This is a genomic window from Pseudomonas sp. GW821-FHT02A11 (assembly GCF_059421985.1).
Map to the genome: position 1 here is coordinate 66,910 of NZ_JBWKWB010000022.1, position 20,006 is coordinate 86,915.

General features: G+C 60.4%; 14 protein-coding genes, 1 rRNA gene and 2 pseudogenes. 14 read left to right on the forward strand and 3 right to left on the reverse strand.

The window, feature by feature from the left end:
- Positions 1–93: 93 nt before the first annotated feature.
- The gene (locus AC07V9_RS23735) at positions 94–1,059 is read right to left on the reverse strand and encodes a LysR family transcriptional regulator (RefSeq protein WP_495018074.1); all 966 of its coding nucleotides are present in this window, start codon (positions 1,057–1,059) and stop codon (positions 94–96) included.
- A gap of 307 nt (positions 1,060–1,366) precedes the next feature.
- Between AC07V9_RS23735 and AC07V9_RS23740 the strand changes: the two genes are divergently transcribed.
- From AC07V9_RS23740 to AC07V9_RS23760, 5 genes are all read left to right on the forward strand, one after another.
- The gene (locus AC07V9_RS23740; protein WP_495018075.1) at positions 1,367–2,245 is read left to right on the forward strand and encodes an amino acid ABC transporter permease; all 879 of its coding nucleotides are present in this window, start codon (positions 1,367–1,369) and stop codon (positions 2,243–2,245) included.
- A gap of 21 nt (positions 2,246–2,266) precedes the next feature.
- Complete coding sequence (locus tag AC07V9_RS23745) at positions 2,267–3,031, forward strand: amino acid ABC transporter ATP-binding protein (RefSeq protein WP_495018076.1); 765 nt, start codon at positions 2,267–2,269, stop codon at positions 3,029–3,031.
- A 22-nt stretch (positions 3,032–3,053) separates the two neighbouring features.
- The gene (locus AC07V9_RS23750; protein WP_495018077.1) at positions 3,054–3,875 is read left to right on the forward strand and encodes an ABC transporter substrate-binding protein; all 822 of its coding nucleotides are present in this window, start codon (positions 3,054–3,056) and stop codon (positions 3,873–3,875) included.
- A gap of 168 nt (positions 3,876–4,043) precedes the next feature.
- On the forward strand, positions 4,044–5,228 hold the full coding sequence (locus AC07V9_RS23755; RefSeq protein WP_495018078.1) for an MFS transporter: 1,185 nt from the start codon (positions 4,044–4,046) through the stop codon (positions 5,226–5,228).
- A 217-nt stretch (positions 5,229–5,445) separates the two neighbouring features.
- Positions 5,446–6,450, forward strand: a complete 1,005-nt coding sequence (locus AC07V9_RS23760; protein ID WP_495018079.1) for an aldo/keto reductase — start codon at positions 5,446–5,448, stop codon at positions 6,448–6,450.
- A 140-nt stretch (positions 6,451–6,590) separates the two neighbouring features.
- Here the strand turns inward: AC07V9_RS23760 and AC07V9_RS23765 are convergent.
- Positions 6,591–6,786 (reverse strand): annotated as a pseudogene (locus tag AC07V9_RS23765) (hypothetical protein); the annotation flags it as partial.
- A 329-nt stretch (positions 6,787–7,115) separates the two neighbouring features.
- Here AC07V9_RS23765 and AC07V9_RS23770 point away from each other — a divergent pair.
- The 9 genes and pseudogenes from AC07V9_RS23770 to AC07V9_RS23810 all read left to right on the forward strand — a co-directional run bounded on the left by AC07V9_RS23770 (position 7,116) and on the right by AC07V9_RS23810 (position 19,636).
- Complete coding sequence (locus tag AC07V9_RS23770; RefSeq protein WP_495018080.1) at positions 7,116–7,859, forward strand: GntR family transcriptional regulator; 744 nt, start codon at positions 7,116–7,118, stop codon at positions 7,857–7,859.
- 181 nt (positions 7,860–8,040) lie between these two features.
- Positions 8,041–8,796: a thioesterase II family protein gene (locus AC07V9_RS23775; RefSeq protein ID WP_495018081.1), complete on the forward strand. Its 756-nt coding sequence runs from the start codon at positions 8,041–8,043 to the stop codon at positions 8,794–8,796.
- Between the two features lie 766 nt (positions 8,797–9,562).
- Positions 9,563–10,339 carry a DUF3050 domain-containing protein gene (locus AC07V9_RS23780; RefSeq protein WP_495018082.1) on the forward strand — a complete coding sequence of 259 codons (777 nt, stop codon included), beginning with the start codon at positions 9,563–9,565 and terminating at the stop codon, positions 10,337–10,339.
- A 49-nt stretch (positions 10,340–10,388) separates the two neighbouring features.
- Entirely contained in the window at positions 10,389–11,333 is a 945-nt protein-coding gene (locus AC07V9_RS23785; protein WP_495018083.1) for a diiron oxygenase, read from the forward strand.
- Positions 11,330–14,782 (forward strand): non-ribosomal peptide synthetase, encoded by a 3,453-nt coding sequence (locus AC07V9_RS23790; RefSeq protein WP_495018084.1) that lies wholly within the window; start codon positions 11,330–11,332, stop codon positions 14,780–14,782. Before AC07V9_RS23785 ends, AC07V9_RS23790 begins: the two co-directional genes overlap by 4 nt.
- Positions 14,783–14,814: 32 nt before the next feature.
- A complete protein-coding gene (locus AC07V9_RS23795) occupies positions 14,815–15,300 on the forward strand; it encodes an SRPBCC family protein (protein ID WP_495018085.1) in 486 nt (161 codons plus the stop codon).
- A 228-nt stretch (positions 15,301–15,528) separates the two neighbouring features.
- Entirely contained in the window at positions 15,529–16,029 is a 501-nt protein-coding gene (locus AC07V9_RS23800; RefSeq protein ID WP_495018086.1) for a sigma-70 family RNA polymerase sigma factor, read from the forward strand.
- Positions 16,026–17,036, forward strand: coding sequence for a DUF4880 domain-containing protein (locus tag AC07V9_RS23805; RefSeq protein ID WP_495018087.1), 1,011 nt, complete (start codon positions 16,026–16,028; stop codon positions 17,034–17,036). Before AC07V9_RS23800 ends, AC07V9_RS23805 begins: the two co-directional genes overlap by 4 nt.
- Positions 17,037–17,123: 87 nt before the next feature.
- A pseudogene (locus tag AC07V9_RS23810) lies at positions 17,124–19,636 on the forward strand (TonB-dependent siderophore receptor).
- A gap of 111 nt (positions 19,637–19,747) precedes the next feature.
- Here the strand turns inward: AC07V9_RS23810 and rrf are convergent.
- Positions 19,748–19,863 (reverse strand): 5S ribosomal RNA (gene rrf, locus AC07V9_RS23815).
- Positions 19,864–20,006: the final 143 nt, after the last annotated feature.

Consider the following 20,006-nt stretch of genomic DNA (forward strand, 5'->3'; position numbering starts at 1 on the left):
CATTCGCGATTGGCCATTACATCCGATCCATATCCGTCGGATGTTCCGCCGTCTCGCGAATAAATTCGCTCCCACAGGTAGTGGGTATCTGGTTTACACCACCCGCTTCAAATCCACCCCCAACGCCTGCGCAAACGCCTTCACCAGCGGGCTGCGCGGGGCGCTGTGGCGCAGGATGAGGTTGAAGGGCGTGCGCAGGTGGATGAGGTCGGGGCGCAGGGCGCGCAGCTGGCCGTCGCGCACCTGCTGGCGGGCGAAGTGCTCGGGCAGAAAACCGATGAAACGGCCAGTAAGGATCAGAATCGCCACCGCTTCGACCTGCGAGGCCGACGCCGACTGGCTGTCGTAATTGACGAAGCTGGCCTTGTCGCGATGAATCGCATAGCGGTGGTTGATCACCTGGTAGTGACGCAGGCTGTCGACGTCCAGTTCGCTGTCGTTCACGTTGAACAATGGGTGGCCCACTGCGCAGTAGGCGTGTGAGGGCTCTTCGTACAGCTCGAAATAATCGAACTCTTCGCGACGCTGATACACCGGCACGATGCCGACACTCAATCGCCCTTCCACCACGCCCCGCTCTATCTCGTCCAGTTGCGAGGCATGCAGACGCAGTCTTACTTTAGGCGCTTCGTCGTGCAGTGTTCTGAGCGCGGCAATTAACGGCGAACTTTGATCGGACAGCGTGTTATCGATAACGCCGATACTCAGGTCGCCGATCAGTTCATTTTGCGCCGAACTAATCCGGTCACGAAAAGTATCCACCGAGGCAAATAATTCGATGGTCGCCTGATAGACGAGTTTGCCTTCTTCGGTCAGATGAAAGCCTTCGCGACCGCGGGTGCACAGGCGCATGCCGATGCGGATTTCGAGGTCGGAAATTTGCTTGCTGATTGCGGCGAGCCCCACGTTCAGCTCGTTTTGCGCGGCGCTGAAGCCTCCTGCCTCGACCACTGCCTGGAAGACGCGCAAGAGCTTGAAGTCCATTCCGCTGAGGGACAAGGGCGGACGGATCCCCGGTTTGGGCGGCACGTTTCCGGAAGTGGAAAGTGGAGTTTCCATAATGCTTATTTACCTCGCCCGTTATATTCAACAGGCTTTGACCCACAACAAAAACATGCCCGACAGATCATAATGAACACAGAAAATGGCGATTGGCAACCATCTGCACGACGCCCTGATCAGTGACTCGGTCGCTGATTTCAGAGAATAAAACCTGACACTTCGATCAGGACTTTTAACGCGAAACTGCCCCTCACTCTCAGCGATCACCCAGCCTCGAAAGCGTGCCCGAACACACCCTGAACGGCCGAACGATGACTCGCTGAAATCGAATACGCACGGCCTGTACACGCTTGGGAGAGACACCATGAACCAGAATCAGGCAGAGCGACTGCAAGCCGAACGCAAGAAGATCGAGAACGAGTTCGACATCACCCAGTACGAACACGTCCCGCGCCGTTATTACGGGCGGATCTTCTTCGCCACGCTGATCGTCATCGCCTTGGCCGGCCTTGCCCGCGCCTTCGCCAACGGTCAGATCGAGTGGGGCTACATCGGCCAGTTTCTGACCTCCGAAGCGATTCTGTGGGGCCTGCTCAACACCATCATCATGTCGATTCTGGCGATGCTGCTGGGCGTGGTGATCGGCGTGATCACCGCGATCATGCGCATGTCGGCCAACCCGATCCTGCGCTATGTGGCGATCACGTATACGTGGCTGTTTCGCGGCACGCCGCTGATTCTGCAACTGCTGCTGTGGTTCAACCTGGCGCTGATCTTCCCGGTCATCGGCATTCCCGGCTTGTTTGAGCTTGACACCGTAAGCCTGATGACCCCCTTCGTTGCTGCGCTGCTGGGCCTCTCGATCAACCAGGGCGCGTATACCGCGGAGGTGGTGCGCGCTGGCCTGTTGTCGGTGGACACCGGCCAATACGAGGCAGCGAAATCCATCGGCATGCCACGCCTGCAAGCGTTGCGCCGCGTGATCCTGCCTCAGGCGATGCGGGTGATCATTCCGCCGGTGGGCAACGAATTCATCGGCATGGTGAAGATGACCAGCCTGGCCAACGTGATCCAGTACTCCGAACTTTTGCACAACGCACAGAACATCTACTACGCCAACGCCCGGGTGATGGAACTGCTGATCGTCGCCGGTATCTGGTACCTGGCCGTGGTCACCGTGTTGTCGTTCGGTCAAAGTCGTCTGGAGCTGCGCTTCGCTCGCGGCGCCGGCAAGCGTTCGTAAGTCAGGCCAGGGAGATCCAGCATGAGAAGCATCGTCAAAGCCGTCGGCCTGAACAAATACTACGACCAGTTTCACGCCCTCAAAGACGTCAGCATCGAGGTCGAGCAAGGCGAGGTGCTGTGCATCATCGGGCCTTCGGGCTCGGGTAAGAGCACGCTGCTGCGTTGCGTCAATCAACTGGAAAAGATCGACAAGGGCGGGCTGTGGGTCGATGGTGAACTGGTCGGTTATCGCATTGTCGGCAACAAGCTGCATGAACTGAACGACGTGCAAATCGCCCGTCAGCGCCTGAGCACCGGTATGGTGTTTCAGCGCTTCAACCTGTTCCCGCACATGACCGCGTTACAGAACGTGGTAGAGGGGCCGGTCCAGGTGCTCAAGCGCTCGCCCAAGGAGGCCAATGAGGAGGCCATCGAACTGCTGGCCCGCGTTGGCCTTGCGGACAAGCGTCACTCCTATCCCGTCGAACTGTCCGGCGGCCAGCAACAGCGCGTGGCGATCGCTCGCGCGCTGGCGATGCGGCCCAAGCTGATGCTGTTCGACGAGCCCACTTCTGCCCTCGACCCGGAGCTGGTGGGCGAAGTGTTGTCGGTGATGCGTGATCTTGCGCACAGCGGCATGACCATGATCGTCGTGACCCATGAGCTGGGCTTCGCGCGCGAAGTGTCCAATCGCATGGTGTTCATGGACGGCGGCCAGATTGTGGAGGCCGGCAGCCCCGAAGACATTCTAATAAGTCCACAAAACCCAAGAACCCAAAGCTTCATTTCTGCCGTTCGCACTTAAACCAGAACAAACGAGAACGACCATGAAAAAAATGATCCTCCCCACCCTGCTCGCGGGCCTCATGGCCTCCACTGCGGCCTTCGCCGAGCTGCCCGCCAGCATCAAGGACAAAGGTGAAATCACCGCCGCCATCGTGCCGAACTACCCGCCGATGGACTTCAAGGACACCACCACCAACACCCTGACCGGCCTCGATGTGGACCTGGGCAATGCGCTCGCCGAGCGTCTGGGCGTGAAGATCAAATGGCAGGAAACAGCCTTCGAGCAGATGGTCAGCGGCCTGGTCACCAGACGCTTCGATATCATTCTGTCCGGCATGACCGACACCGCTGAGCGCCAGAAATCGGTGACGTTCGTCGACTACTTCACCAGCGGGCCGCAGCTGTACACGCTGACCAAGAACACTGAACTCAATCAGCCTGAAGACCTGTGCGGCAAGAAAGTCGGCACCAGCCGTCGCACTACCTGGCCGGCCGAAATCGCCGCGTGGAGCAAAGAGAACTGCGAGGCCAAAGGCAAGCCGGCCATCGTCGTCAGCGGCTCCGAAGGCTCGGCCGACGCTCGTGCGCAACTGCGCCAGGGTCGCCTGGACGCCGCCATGCAAGGCAGCGAAACCATTCCGTACCTGATGTCCCAGGAGAAGGACACCTACAAGCCAATTGGTCTTGCGATCTCCAAACAGTTCACCGGCCTGGGCGTGAACAAGTCCAACCCTGAACTCGCCAAGGCGATTGCCGAGGCGATCCAGGCCATGGTCGACGACGGGACCTACGGCAAGATCCTCAAGAAGTGGGAGCTGGAACAGGGTGCAGTGGCCAAGATAGGGATGGATCAGGGGCAGTGATTCGCCGCATGAACCTTCACGGATGATCTGGCAACACAGACACCTGTAGGAGCGCGCTTGCCCGCGAAAGCGTTGTGTCACACACCACAAATGGCACAGGCAGATCGCATTCGCGGGCAAGCGCGCTCCTACAGGGGTGAGTGCCGAACACAGGACATGAGAACAACAGTGGCCACCTACTCCCTCGTCATCCGCCGCCTGATGGTCTGCTCGCTGACCATCGTCATGAGCCGTGCGATGACCAGCCCCTTGCTCACGCTGTTCCTGAGCACAAAGCTGGGCCTGAACCAGCAGGATGTCGGGTTGCTAATGGGCATCGCGGTGTTCCTCGCGACGTTGCTGGGGCTGTATGGCGGCTACATGATTGACCGACTCGAAAAACGCAAGCTGCTCATTCTGGCGATGCTTTCCAGTTCCATCGGCTTCACCCTGCTCACCTTCGCCCAGAACGTCTACCTGACCACGCTCACGCTGGTGATCACCGAAACCGCTTCGGCGCTGTTTCTCATCGGCTCCAAGGCGATCATCAGCGAGAACCTGCCCATCGGCCAACGCGCCAAAGTCTTTTCGCTGCGCTACACCCTGACCAATATCGGCTACGCCACAGGCCCCATGCTCGGCGTGCTGATTGCCGGGCAGCTGCCGCTGGCGCCGTTTCTTATCGCCAGCGCCATTGCCTTTGCCAGCCTGTTTTTGATGATCGGCATCCCGCCGACGGTAGCCGACAGCGACAACAAGCCGCGCAGTTTTTTCGACACCCTGGCCACGCTCAAGAGTGACCGCACGCTGATCCTGTTCACCGGCGGCAGCCTGCTCAGCACCATCGTGCATGGCCGTTACACGCTGTACCTCTCGCAGTTTCTATTGGTCACCCACACCTCGGAACAGGCGCTGAAAATCCTCTCTGCGGTGCTGGCCTGCAACGCGATCACGGTGATCCTGATGCAGTACCAGATCGGTCGCTTCCTCAAGCGCGAGCAGCTGCCGTACTGGATCTGCCTGGGCACCGCGCTGTTCGCCATCGGCCTGTTCGGTTTCAGCTTCGCCCAATCGACGCTGGGCTGGTGCGCGGCGATGTTCGTGTTCACGCTGGGGGAGATGATCATCTACCCGGCCGAATACCTGTTCGTCGACACCATCGCGCCAGACCACCTGCGCGGCAGCTACCTGGGCGCGCAAAACCTGGCGGCCTTCGGGGGCGCATTGAGCCCGGTGATCTGTGGTTATTTATTGATCAACTCGCCCGCACCAACGATGTTTTACGTGTTGGCGGGAGTCACGGCGGTGGGTGGCACGTTGTGTTTTCTGGCAGGGCGCAACGCCAGACTGATCAATACTGACCTCACGTTGTGATGCCCACAGATGCTGAACTGTAGGAGCGCGCTTGCCCGCGACGGCGGTGGGTCAATCGACAGATGTGTCACAGGTACGCCGCCATCGCGGGCAAGCGCGCTCCTACAGGTGGTGATTGTATGAATTTGTCACTGTTCAAATCCGCCACAAACAGGCGAGTATGTCCGGCCTAGAGCTGTCCTGACTTCTATCTCCCTGACGAAAAGGATATCGAGCAATGAACTACCGCATTCTTGGCCAATCCGGCCTCAAGGTTTCGACCCTGACCCTGGGTTCGATGATGTTTGGCGTGCAGACCGACACCGAGGAATCGCTGCGCATCATCGACAAGGCCTGGGATGAGGGCGTGAATTTCATCGACACCGCCAACGTCTACAACGCCGGCCGCTCCGAAGAAATCGTCGGCGAAGCCATTGCCTCGCGCCGCAGCGAGTGGGTGCTGGCGACCAAGGTGGGCAGCAGTTCGGGCAACACCGCGCCCAACACCAGCGGGCTGAATCGCAAGCACATCTTCAACGAGATCGAATCGAGCCTGCGTCGTCTGGACACCGATTACATCGATATCCATTACCTGCACAAGGAAGACCACAGCACCCCGCTGGAGGTGACGGTTTCGGCCATTGGCGATTTGATTCGCGAGGGCAAGATCCGCTATTGGGGCGTGTCCAACTTCCGGGGCTGGCGCATCGCTGAAGTGGTCAACGTCGCCGAGCGTCTGGGCGTCGACCGGCCTGTGATCAGCCAGCCGCTGTACAACATCGTCAACCGTCAGGCAGAGCTTGAGCAGATCACCGCCGCCAGGTTCTACGGCCTGGGCGTGGTGCCTTACAGTCCGCTGGCGCGGGGCGTGCTCAGCGGCAAATATGCGCCGGATGTCACCCCCGACAGCAGCACCCGCGCGGGGCGTCAGGACAAGCGCATTCTGGAAACCGAATGGCGTCAGGAGTCGCTGCACATCGCGCAGAAACTGCAGCAGTACACCAAAGACAAGGGCGTCGGGCTGGTGGAGTTCGCCATCGCCTGGGTGCTGAACAACCAGGCCGTGACCTCGGCCATCGTCGGCCCGCGCACCGAGGAGCAGTGGGACAGCTACACCAAGGCGCTGAGCGTGAAGATCACAGCCGAAGATGAAGCGTTCATCGATTCACTGGTCACGCCGGGGCACGCCTCGACGCCGGGGTTCAATGATGTGCAGCATTTTGTGACGGGTCGGTATCTCTAACGCTGTCCTGTCTGCACGAACAAATGACTGGGGGAGCTTCTTTAGGTTACGAACGTGGCGATGCGGTGTGTCTGACAGGACGCCTTCGCTGCCGTCGTAACCTTTGACGGCTCCTACAGTTTTACGTCGCGCCGACATCATTATTCCCAAGGCGCCGGATCCCCAAACAGCTGCCCCTGCACGCCCTGAATGCTCCCGCAGCACCACGAACTCCCCTTCTGTCTCCAACCGCTCGGCAATCAACGGCAGATCGATGCTGTGAGCCGCACGCTGGATCGCGTCGATGAACAGCCGTTTGTGCTGCTCCTGGTCGATGGCGCGGATGTAGCTGCCCTCGCTCCTCTCAGCCCATGAGGTCGACGGGAGGTACTCGCTGGCGAGCCTGCAACCGAGGAAAATAATGGCATCTGGCGATCATCGGCTTGGGAATCAACGACTTCTATCGTCTGCCTGCATGAGCGGTAAATGCACCCGTCCAGGCGACCGTTTTCCGACGCCTCGTGTCGATCCAAGCAGAGAACACCGTACGCACATGAACGGTATAAAGCCTTGTAGAATGCGCCTCGCCGCAGCTGAGTCAGAGATGTTTCAAAATTTGACAAGCCCCACAACGGCCTCTACTGTTCCATTGGATCCAAAACCTGATCAGCGAAGAAGAAGTGACGATGCGCAGGGCTGAAAAAGAACAATTTCTGCGGGAAATACTCGGCAGCGAGCAACCTGCTGCGCATTTGGCGCGCGGTGTGATTGAGGAAAAACTGCGCGCCGCGATCCTCGACGGCCGCCTGCCTGCGGGCTTTGCGCTGCGCCAGCAAGAACTGGCCACGCTGTTCGGCGTCAGCCGCATGCCCGTGCGCGAAGCCCTGCGCCAGCTTGAGGCGCAGTCGTTGCTGCGTGTCGAAACCCATAAAGGCGCTGTCGTCGCTCCGCTGATCAACGAAGACGCCACCGATGCCTATGCACTGCGCATCCTGCTGGAGTCCGAAGCCCTGCGCCAGTCAATCCCGATGCTGACCCCAGAGGACATCAACCTGGCGCGCAGCTACATCGAACAACTCGAGGTCGAGTCCGATTACAGCAAGATCGGCACCCTCAACCGTCTGTTCCACATGACGCTGTATTCCCGGGCAACCAACAAACGCCTGCTCACGCTGGTGGAAGATGGTCTGAACGAGGAAGAGCGATTCCTGCGCTTCAACCTCAAATACATGGGCCTGGGCAAGCTGTCCCAGCACGACCACTATGAATTGCTTGAAATGGCCGAAGCTGGCGCCGTGGAATCCACCGTCAGCGCCCTCGCACATCACTTGAATCGTGGTGTCGAAGCGATCAACACCTATCTCAAGAGCCGGCCTGCGGAAGTCGCCAAACCCGCCCCGGCGTCAAGGAAGCGCGCCCTCGCCCAGTGAGGGTTCAACGACCGTGAACGGCGGCTGTTCACGGTCCAGCATTCGCACCCCTGCTTGCGGTCGCCATCGCTGACCGGATGAAGCATGGGGCTGATTGGGCATCGATACCCCGGTGCCAGCGCCGAAGGACCCGGCCCCACGGTTATACGCAGTCTGCTCGCGCAGGCTTGGGGACACCCTTGTGTACGCCGAACAAAGCAAATGGCTGATGGTGGTCAATTCCGGACAACCCATCAGAACACGGCTGATCTGCTTTCCTCACGCCGGTGGCGATCCGGAGCAGTTTCGTGACTGGTCGCAGGATCTGGCCGACCACATCGAACTCGTGACCCTGCGCCTGCCGGGCCACGGCAGCCGACTCAAGGAAACGCCCTACGATCAGTGGGCGCCGCTGCTGCGGGACACGTTTGCCGCGCTGCAGCCCTACGTCACCGAACCCCACGCCTTCTACGGCCACAGCTTTGGCGGCCGCGTGGCCTACGAAATGGCCCGTCTGGCGCAGACTCACTTCCCCGGCCTGACTCGCCATCTGTTCATTTCCGGCTGTCGCAGCCCCGACAGTCAGCAGCCGACCCCCTACCTGCATACCCTGCCCCAGGACGACTTCATCGAAGCCCTGATCACGCGAGGCGTGGCCCCCCAATCGTTGCTTCACGACAAGAAGCTCATGCGCCTGTTCGAGCCGGTAATGCGCAGCGACCTGAAACTCTCGGAATTATGGTCGCACTGCCCTGATGAAGGCCTGGACATCGCGCTGACTGCGCTCTACGGCAGCGACGATCCGGTGGACACCGCCGCCAGCATGATGAACTGGCGTGAATTCACCCGTCGCGAGTTCGAGCTGATCGAAGTGCGCGGCAACCACGACTTCCCCCTGTCGCAGCGTCAGCGTCTGCTGCACATCATCAATACCCATCTGGGTTTGCTCGACGTCTGATCCTCTCTCAAATCTGCAGCGACACGGTTTGCCGGCAGTAACGTTCTCAAGGACGCCACCGCCGGCAAGCCGGCTGCTAAAGAGTCCGGCACACGCCACTGCGAAGCGGCCCCCCTTCACTCACATCCCTCATCTATCGTGAAATCTACCCGCCTTAACGCAGCGCAGTGCTGTGTTTCAGGCAAACTCGGGCAGCGAACCCGTCTGCAGTCGGTTGCGCACACGCCATTTTCATGGAGCAACGAAAGGAGCAGTGCCAGGGCGCAGACGTTTGAGGGATGCCAACTACGTCGCCCACTCAAAATCCTTCTAATTCGATTATTCAGTTAACGCGCAACGCTGAACGAGGCATTCGTTCATTATTATCAATTCTGACTCTAATGAGCTGGAAGGGTTGTGCTCGCCCCAATAAAACTTATCGTTAAAGTTTTATCGGCCCTCTGCGTGCGCAGTTTTTATATTAAATAAAAATTATTAAAAAGTGTTTGCGCACGAATTAAAAAGTGCTTTAACGTTTTCTCGTCACCGGTTACATCGCACCGCAAGCCCGCTGCCTGCGGCGCTGCACTCGACTGACAATGCCAAAGCACCGTGCCTGGCTTATGACACTCACGACCATTAAACGAAGTCTCTGTTCGCGGTCGACGCTTGCCCGTTATCTATAACGCTTCGGTTCAGCGAGGTGATATCGCTCAACTTACAGCGTTCGATTACAGGCAAATAACGTGGGCCACTTGCATAACTTACGGACATCAAGGACGTTAAAATGAGCATTCAAAAACAACTGTTGATCCGCAAGAAATCGGAACTAAGCGCCCACCCGATTTTCTCTGAAATTGATTCACTGGATGTGCTGCGACGGTTCATGGAGGCGCATGTCTTCGCGGTCTGGGATTTCATGTCGCTGACCAAACGCTTGCAACAGGAGCTGACCTGCACCCGATTGCCCTGGCTGCCACCCAAAGACCCGAAGGCCGCGCGGCTGATCAATGAGATCGTGCTGGGCGAGGAGTCGGACGACCGCCTCGAGCACGGTCACTACAGCCATTTCGAGCTGTATCTGGATGCCATGCGTGAAGTGGGCGCCAGCACGGCGCGGGTCGAGCGCTTCGTCGAATTGCAAAAACAAGGCGTTCACTACGAAACCGCACTGGAGAGCGTCAAGGCCGGCAAAGCCGAAGCCTGCTTTGTTCGCGACACCCTGGACATCGCCCTCAATGCTCCTGCGCACAGTGTCGCGGCGGCCTTTCTGCATGGCCGGGAGAGCGTCATCCCGCAGATGTTCCAACGCATCCTCGACGACTGGGGCATCACCGCCAACCAGGCACCGACCTTTCGCTACTACCTCGAACGCCACATTGAAGTGGACTCCGAAGACCACGGCCCTGCCGCTGAATCCCTGCTTGCGCGCCTGGTGGACGGCGACGAACAACGCGAGCAGCAAGTCTATGAGGCCGCCATCGCGGCCGTTGAGAGCCGCATCGCCTTGTGGGACGCCCTGCGCGTGAGCATGCGCCAGCCGGCGCTGGAAGTCAGCGCATGACCCCCGCGCGGTCCTGCAACCCCTCCGCTCTGACCACAAGGACGACACCATGAAAGCCGAAGACTACCTGTCCTTTGCCGACGCCTGGGAAGGCCGTGCGACGATTCGCACCCGCCCGCGCCGCATCGTCGAAAATGACGAAAAGCTGATCTACCCCCTGAGTCGCCAACCCTTGGTGCTCAGCGAAACCTTCACCCGCGAATGCCCTCATTTGCGTGACTTCGCGCTGATCCAGAGCCTGTACAAGTTCATCAACGACGTGGTGATTTTCGAGACCGAAATTGTCGACAAGACCGCCCGCAGCATCGCCAAGGACAACTTCGCGATCCGCTTCCCGTTCGCCTGCCGCTATGACGCGATGACCGTGGTGGTCGATGAGGATTACCACGCGCTGGTGGCGATGGACTTCATGCAGCAGACCATTGCGCTGACTGGTATCCAGCCGATTCACCTGCCGCTGGAAATCGAACTGAGCCGCGCCATTCCCGCAGCTCTGGCGTTGGCACCTGACCACCTGCGCAGCGCTGTCGAGCTGATCTGCGTGGCCATCGCCGAAAACACCGTGACCAATGATGTCGCGGCATTCGCCAAGGACGATACGGTCAAGCAATCGGTCAAGGGTCTGATGGCCGATCACCTGCTCGACGAGGGCCGCCATTCAGGCTTCTGGGCGCGGCTGGTGCGCATCTACTGGAACGTCGCGCCCGAAGAAGACCGCCAGACCATTGCGCACATCATGCCGGTGTTCATTGCTCAATATTTGACCAATGACATCCAGAAGTCCTTCGACTTCGTGCTCATTGACCACCTCGCCGCCGCCGAGCCGATCAAACAGGCGCTCAGGGATGAAACCCAGGCGATGAGCTTCCCGATCAACCGCCATCACCCGCTGGTGGGCAACATCGTGCGCTTCTTCAAGGCCAGCGCGATGCTCGAATCCCCCTGCGTGCAACAGGCACTTGCCGACTACTTGCCGGCAGGAGGCGCGCAATGAAGCGCCTTGAGATGGTGCTCATCGGCCACAGCCGGGCCTTGAGCGAACTGAGCATGGAGCTCGACAGCCATGGGCATCAGCTTCACCTGCTGCCCGATGCCCAGGCGCTGGAAGACAGCGCCCTGAGCGGCGTCTCGATGCTCATCGAGGACGGCACGCTGGATCTGGCGAGTGCAAGGCTGCAAGCCTTCAAGGCCACGGTGCATCTGGGTCTGCGCGTGGGGCTGACGCCGAGTGCTCACCCCGGATTGCCACACGTGGAGTGGTTGTGCTGGTTTGGCTCGGCGACTGCGCAGCGTTTGATCATGCGCGAAACAGTGCCCGCCGAGTCTTCGGGCAACGGCCGCATGCTGCGCGACAGGGCCGCGTCCGCGCTGATCGACGGCATCGCCCTGCAGGTCAGTCGCTACTCCCGCGACGCCGAGCATTTCGCTCGGGCGCAGTGCGACGAGCCGTCCCGGAGCGAGTGGCAGGAAGGTCTGCACACACTGGACCGATTGGCCTTCGAGCATCGCTTCAATCACACCGCGCAGCCGCATTTGCTGAGCATCGCGCAGCAGCCACTGGTGGCGCGACTGGATCGCAGCTTCGCCAGGTTTGGCGACCATTGTGCGTTGAGTCTGGGCGAACAGCGCATCCGTTACGACGCCCTGCGCGCGCATTGCGTGGCGATTCAGGCGCAGATGCAGCCGCTGCTGGAGCCATCGGATAACGAGCCCTTGGTGATCGGCATCTGCCTGCCGAAATCGACGGCGCTGTTCGCGGGGATTCTGGCGATTCTCGGCTACGGCGCGGTTTATCTGCCGCTGGACCCCAGCCAGCCGCTGCAGCGTCAGCAATACATCCTGGAAAACGCCAAGGCTGCGCTGTTGCTTCACGATGGCCTGCATCCGTTGGCCGGACAGTGCGTGCCGGGGTTGAACATCTGCGATATCGAGGTCACGCCTACGGCGGATTCGCTGATGCGACACGCACCCGGGCTTGATGCGCCATGCATGGCGCTGTACACCTCGGGCACCACGGGGCATCCCAAGGGCGTGATGCTCAGTCAGCGCAACCTCAGCCATTTCACGGCCTGGTACGCCGATTACGTCAGCCTGTCCGAGCACAGCCGGGTATTGCAGTTCTCGACCCTGAGCTTCGACTCTTCAGTGATCGACATCTTCCCGACCCTGCTCAGCGGCGCAGAGCTTGTGGTCGCCAGCGAAGACCAGCGCCGCGATCCGCTGCAACTGGTCCAGCTGCTGGAGCAAAACCTCAGCCACGCGTTCCTGCCCCCGGCCCTGCTGAGTATTTTGCCGCTGGAAAAACCGCTGACGCTCGAACACCTGTGCACCGGCGGCGACGTCTGCGAGCCCTACGTGATTGAACGTCTGGCCGCGCAATGCCAGTTTCATAACCTTTACGGCCCGACCGAAGCCACGGTGCTGATCACGGCCGGGCAATTCCAGCCGGGCAGCAGCAATCGCAACCTCGGGCGCCCTATCGCCAACAGCCAGTTGCTGATTCTCGATGAACAACTGCGGCCCGTTGCCGAGCAGACTGCGGGCGAGCTGTACATTGTCGGGCCTGGCGTGGGATTGGGTTACATCCACAACCCGACGCTCACCGCCGAGCGCTATGTGCAGATTCCCCTAGGCGACGGCGAGAGCCTGCGCGCCTATCGCACAGGGGATATCGGCAAATGGACCGCTGACGGCATCGAGCTGTCCGGCCGACGGGACAATCAGGTGAAAATCCGAGGCTTTCGCGTCGAGCCTGAGGAAATCGAGCACTGCCTGCGCCACAGCCAGCTGTATCGGCAAGTCGCTGTGGTGGTCGACGAGCAGCGGCGAATTCTGGCGTTTCTCGCCCAGCCCCACGGCGTCGAGCCCGATGCAGCTCGGCACTTGCTCAAGGCCCATGTCGAACACCTGCTGCCCGATTACATGCGCCCGGCGGCCTACACGGAGCTGGCCAACATGCCGTTCGCCAACAACGGCAAGGTCGATCGTAAGGCGCTGCTGCAACTGCCGATCAACCTCATCGACCAAGCGCCTCGGCGTCAGCCGGAAACCGACAACGAACGCCTGTTGCTGAGCCTGTGGGCCGAGCTGCTGGAGCTGCCGCCGGGGGATATCTCCACCGAAGAGAGCTTCTTCAATCTCGGCGGCCACTCGATTCTGCTGTCGCAGATGCTTTTGGGAATTCGTGAGCATTTCGGCCGCAGCATCCCGATCAACCGCTTCATCGAAGCGCCGACGTTGGTCAACCTGGCCTCGCTGCTCGACAGCGATGGCGCGTCGTCCTGGACGGTCAGCCCACAAGCGATCAAGGACGCCAACACGCCGCTCGACTTGCCGGTGCTGCCCGTGGGCAAGCTGGGTGATGTCCACAAAGTCATCGTCACCGGCGCCAACGGCTTTCTCGGCGTGCACATCGTCGAGGCGCTGCTGGCGTGGGGCGCCACCGAAGTGGCATGCCTGGTGCGTGAGGGCAACGGGCTGACCGCGCAGGATCGGTTTGTCGAATCCCTGCGCGAGAACCGCCTGGAGCACCTGGACCTGGCCCGCGTGCGGGTCTACGCCGCTGACATCACCCGGCCGCAACTGGGCTTGAGTGACGAGGTGTACGAGCGGCTGGATCGCGAGTTCGGCGCGCTGGTGCACAACGCGGCCAACGTCAACCACGTGCAGGACTACGAAACGCTGGCCCGGGACAACGTCGCGCCGATCTTCGAGTGCCTTCGCCTGTGCGAAGGCCGCAGCAAGAAGGTGTTCAACTTCGTCTCGACGCTCTCGGCCTCCAGCGCCGTGGCCGCCGATGGCAGCGTGCTGGAAGCGCCTGCCGCCGAGACCCCGCCGATCTACATCAAAAACGGCTACAACCTGTCCAAATGGGTCGCCGAGCGCATCCTGCAACAGGCCCGCGATCAGGGCGCCTGGGTGAACATCTATCGGCCCGGCAACATCGCTTTCAACAGCGTCACCGGCGTCTGCCAGCCCCACAAGAACCGCCTGATGCTGATGCTCAAGGGCTCGATGCAACTGGGGCAGGTCCCGGATTTCTCGATGACCTTCGACCTGATGCCGGTGGACTTCCTCGCCCGCTTCATCGGCTTTCACAGCAGCCGTTATCAGCCCGCCCGCGCGGTGTTCAACCTGCACAACCCCGAGCCCCTGAGCTGGAGCGGCTACGTCGACGCGTTTCGCGAGGCGGGGCGTGAATTCGAGATGGTCAGCGTCGCGCACTGGCAGACCCAGCTCAATCGGGTCGACAGCCAGAACGCGCTGTTCGGCGTGCTCGGCTTCTACCTCGACGGCTTTGAGGAAGACATCGGCGACATCTCGATGATCGCCTACCCCAATGCCCTCGCCGGCGTGCAACGCATGGGCGAACGCTACCCGCAGAAAACCCCGGCGCTGCTGCGCAAGGGCTGCGATTACCTGAAAGAAATCGACTTCATCTGAACGCAACACCCACCTACGTAATGGAGAACGACATGAACGCAATCAACACAATCGACGCGCTGAAACCCGACACCCTGATCGCCAACCCGGCGGGCAAACCGGTGGTGGCCTCGGTCAAGGTCAATGCCCCGGCAAATGATGTCTGGCAGGTGGTTGGGGATTTCGGCGGGTTTACTCAATTCATCCCTGCGCTGGAGAGCATCGACGTGATCGGCCAGGGGGCAGGTTCGATTCGCCACAAGCGCTTCAAGGAGGGAGGCCTTGAGGTGGTCGAGCAGCTCAACTCGCGCAACGACAAGGCGTTTTCGTTGACCTGGACCACGATCTACAACAACCTTGGCGTTGGCAACTTGTGGGCCTCGATGACCGTGAAGCCTGAGCGCGATGGCAGCCAGGCCACCTGGACAATCATCGCCGAGCCTGCTGTTGGCAATCCCATGAACGCTGATGAATTCCAGGCGTTCCTGCAGGGTTTTGCCGATGACGCGATGAGTAATGTGCAGAAGTTGTTCGCCTGACCACTGACTTGGGCGTTGCCGCACACACACGGCGCGCCTGACCCAAAACCTGTGGGAGCGAATTCATTCGCGATGCAATCTTGCGGTCGATACATCTCTGGTGGATGTTCCGACGTCTCGCGAATGAATTCGCTCCCACAGCTCCCACAACCAGAGTTGCAAATCGGCACCCATCTCAACACAATGCGACGCATTATCATTTAAGCGGCGCTGGGATGGCGCGTTTCAATGCCTTCTTCCGACGTGACCCTGCGCACCCTCTACAGCGATCACCACGGCTGGCTCAATGCCTGGCTGCGCAGCAAGCTGGGCAACGCCGCCGATGCCGCTGACCTGGCGCAAGACACCTTCGTGCGCCTGCTCAATCGCAGCGAATTGTTAGAACTCAAAGCGCCACGTGCCTTTCTGCGCACTGTCGCGCGGGGCTTGGTGATCGATCACTGGCGCCGCGAAGAGCTGGAGCGCGCCTACCTGGAAGCCCTCGCCCATCTACCCGAGCACGAAACGCCCTCGCCCGAATCCCGCGAGCTGGTGTTCGAACTTCTGGACAGTATCGCCAGGATGCTCGACGGGCTGAAACCCAAGGTGCGCCGCGCTTTTTTGCTCGCCCAATGCGAGGGCATGACCTACAAGCAGATCGCCGAAAAGATGAGCATTTCGGTGCGCTCGGTGGAGCGTTATGTTGCCGACGCGCTGTATCACTGCTACCAACTGAGGTACGGCGAATGAGTCAGGCATCGGCACTTGATCAGCGTCAGCCCTCGCCTGCCGTAGTTCGCCAGGCCATCGAGTGGATGATGCGCCTCAACAGTCAGGCCGCGAGCCCCCGTGTGCGTGCACGCTGCGAGCAATGGCGCGCGGCGCATCCGGATCATGAATGCGCCTGGCAGCGGGTGCTGTCGCTTAATGCCGATCTGCACAGCCGCTTTCAGGCACTGCCCGCAAGCGGCGCCGCCTTCGATGCCCTGGAAAACAGCGCCCAGCGATTGGGCCGCAGGCAGGCGCTGAAATTGCTGTCTGGTTTGCTGGTAGTTGGATCAAGCGCGTATCTGGCGAGGGATCTGACGCCCTGGCAGCAATGGCGGGCCGATTTCGCCACTCACATCGGCGAGCGCAGCGGCTTTGCTCTGGCCGATGGCACACGCCTGCAACTCAATACCGATACCGCCGTGGATCAGGACTTCAGCCCGAGCCAGCGCCTGATCAAACTCAGCAAAGGCGAAATGCTCATCACCTGCGGCGCTGATGCGCAGAGCGCGACGCCACGGCCTCTGCTGGTCAGTTGCCGACATGGCACTTTTGAAGGGCTGCCGGGCATTGGGCGGCCGGGGCGTTTTGTCGTGCGTCAGGATGAGCATCGCACGCGGCTCAGCGTCACCGACGGGCGCGTGCTGATTCGCACGCCGGAGGGTTCTCCCGTGACCGTGAGCGCGGGGCAAAGCTATTCGGTGGACGGCCAACGGGCGAATCTGCTGCCTGAGCTGAACATGGATCCGGCCGCGTGGGCCGAAGGCCTTATCGTTACACGCAACATGCGCCTGGGTGATTTCCTTGCAGAGGTCGCGCGCTATCGTCGTGGCTATCTGGCGTGCGCGCAGAATGTCGCCGACCTGCGGCTGTCCGGCGTCTTCCGCCTTAAGGACACCGACAAGCTGCTGGCCATTCTGCCGCAGACCTTGCCGGTGCAGCTCAAGTACCGCACGCGCTGGTGGGTGACGCTGCAGCGCGACGCATGACATTCACTTATTTCTGGCGGGTTTCGTTCGCACGTTCGGCTTAGAGATCAGCACCCCTCCTCTTCACCGACTTCGACGGAATCCGCAATGACCCGGCTTCAACGCAACGCGCCACCCTCTCTCGATCGCGATTGCCTTCCCGATGCTTCGCGCCCAGGACCTTCCCTTCTGGGCTGCGCCGTTCGGGCGGCGCTGATTTCCACGACGCTGTCCGCCTGCGCTGTGCCGCTTCACGCGCTCGCAGACGCCGCGGTGGTCGTCAGTCCGGCGCGCAGCTATTCGATTCCCGCAGGCTCCCTGGACGAGGCGCTGAACCAGTTCGCGCGTCAGGCGGGGATCATGCTGTCGGCCACGCCGGAACAGACTGCCGGGCTTCGCTCACAGGGCCTGCAGGGCAATTATCCGACCGATCAGGCGCTGACGATTCTGCTGGGCGGCAGTGGTTTGCAGGCGATCAGCCAGGACGGCAGCAGCTATGTGCTGCACAAGGCCGATGATCAGACGATGTCGCTGCCGAGCACCGACGTTCACGGGTTTGCCCTGGGCAACGCGTTGGGCAGCATGGAGGGCTACAGCGCCACTCACAGCCAGATCGCGACCAAGACCAGTACCGCGCTGCTGGAGACCTCGCAGTCGGTGTCGGTGGTCACCCGCGAGCAGATGGACGACCAGGGCTCGCAGACCGTCGCGCAAGCCATGCGTTACACGCCGGGTGTGCTGACCAACCCTTATGGCGCGACCCATCGTTACGACTACGTGGCGATGCGCGGCTTCAATGATGGCTCGGTGGACAACATCTACCTCGACGGCCTGAAGTCCATGGGCGACAGCGGCACCTACAGCACGATGCAGGTCGACCCGTATTTCCTTGAGCGCGTCGATATCCTCAAGGGACCGTCGTCGGTGCTGTACGGCCGCAGCTCGCCGGGTGGCCTGGTCGCGCTGACCAGCAAGAAGCCGCTGTACGAGCCCTACCATCAGATTCAGGCGACGGTGGGCTCCAACCATCAGCGCGGAGTGGGCTTTGATTTCAGCGGGCCTGTGGATGACGACAAGCGCATCGCCTATCGGCTGGTGGGGCTGACCGACCAATCTGACACCCAGTTCGATCACGCCGAGGAAAAGCGCTACGCACTGGCTCCAACCCTGAGCATCGATTTCACCGAGGACACTTCGCTGACGCTTCAGGCGTACCTGCAACACGACCCTGACGGCGGCTATCACGGCGGCAACCCCGCCGATGGCGTCTTGCATCAGCGCAATGGCCAGCGCATCTCCGAACACTTCTTCGAAGGCGAGCCGGGCATCGATGGCTACAGCCGAGACCAGCGGTCTTTCGGCTATCAGTTCGAACATCGTTTCAACGACGTCTTCACCGCGCGGCAGAACTTCCGCTACCTGGATTCGAAGGTGAGTCTGGATCAGGTGTACAGCTATGGCTGGACGACACCGACCAGCAACGAGCTGAACCGCTATTACTCTGGCGCGAACGAGCACCTGCATTCGTACATCATCGACAACATGTTGCAGGCCGAATTTTTCACAGGCGCCGTCAAGCACACGGCGCTGTTTGGCGCGGACTATCAGCGGCGCAAGACGGTGGTCGACTGGCAGAGCGGCTCGCTGGCGCCGATCGATGCGTTCAACCCGGTCTATGGCAACGCCGACATCACCTATTACGACCCGACCAGCTACCTGCGTCGCCTGGAGCAGACCGGGGTGTATGCCCAGGACCTGATGAGTGGAACAAGTGGCGCTTCTCACTGGGCCTGCGTCACGACTGGGTCGAGACCTCTGACGAAAACCGCATCGCCGAATTCAACCGCCCCGAAGGCACCGAGATCAGCGACAAGCGCACCAAGAGTACCGGCCGCACCGGCGTGCTGTATCTGTTCGATAACGGAGTGGCGCCGTATATCAGTTATTCCGAATCGTTCAACCCGAACTCCTATTCCGACAGCGCCGGCAATCCACTGGCACCCACCGATGGCAAGCAGTGGGAGGCGGGCATCAAGTACCAGCCGCCGGGTACTGACAACCTGTTCACCGCATCGGTGTTCCGCATCGATCAGGAGAACCTGGCGACCAAGCTGCCGCAAGAGAACTTCTATCGCGCGATCGGTGTTGTTCGCTCTCAGGGCTTGGAGCTTGAAGCGCACATGCAGCTGACGGATAACTTCAAAGTACTGGGTAGCTACACGCTGACCGACATCGATTATTCGAAATCGATGCCAAGCACGGTCAGCGATGTCGACAACAAGGGCAACTCTCCAACCCAGGCGCCCAAACACATGGCCTCGGTGTGGGGCGACTACAGGTTCAACAGCGGCGCGCTGGATGGCCTGCGGCTGGGCACAGGCTTGCGTTATGTGGGCTCGAGCTGGGTCGATGCCGAGAACACCATGAAGGTGCCCTCCTACACGCTGTGGGACGCGTCGATGGGGTATGACTTGGGCAAGGTGGGGCTCAAGGGCGTGGACGTGCGCTTGAACGCCAACAACCTTACCAATGAGAGCTACGTTGCCTCGTGTGCCAGCCTGAACTTCTGCTACATGGGCGAAGAGCGCAACGTCAGTGCGACGGTGAGCTATCAGTTCTAACCAGCGTTAGCGACAGCAGGCCAGCCATCGGCAACGAAGGCTGGCCTTTTTTGTACCCCTGAAACGACAAAACCCTTGTCTGCGTCAGCAGACAGGGGTTTCGGAATTCAATCTTGACGATGACCTACTCTCACATGGGGAAACCCCACACTACCATCGGCGATGCATCGTTTCACTTCTGAGTTCGGGATGGGATCAGGTGGTTCCAATGCTCTATGGTCGTCAAGAAATTCTGTGGCTGATCCATTACCAGGTAACGTGTCAGCGAAAATTGGAGACCTTCACTTATAAAGACAAAACCCCATCTGCGTGAGCAGATGGGGTTCTGGAATTTAATCTTGACGATGACCTACTCTCACATGGGGAAACC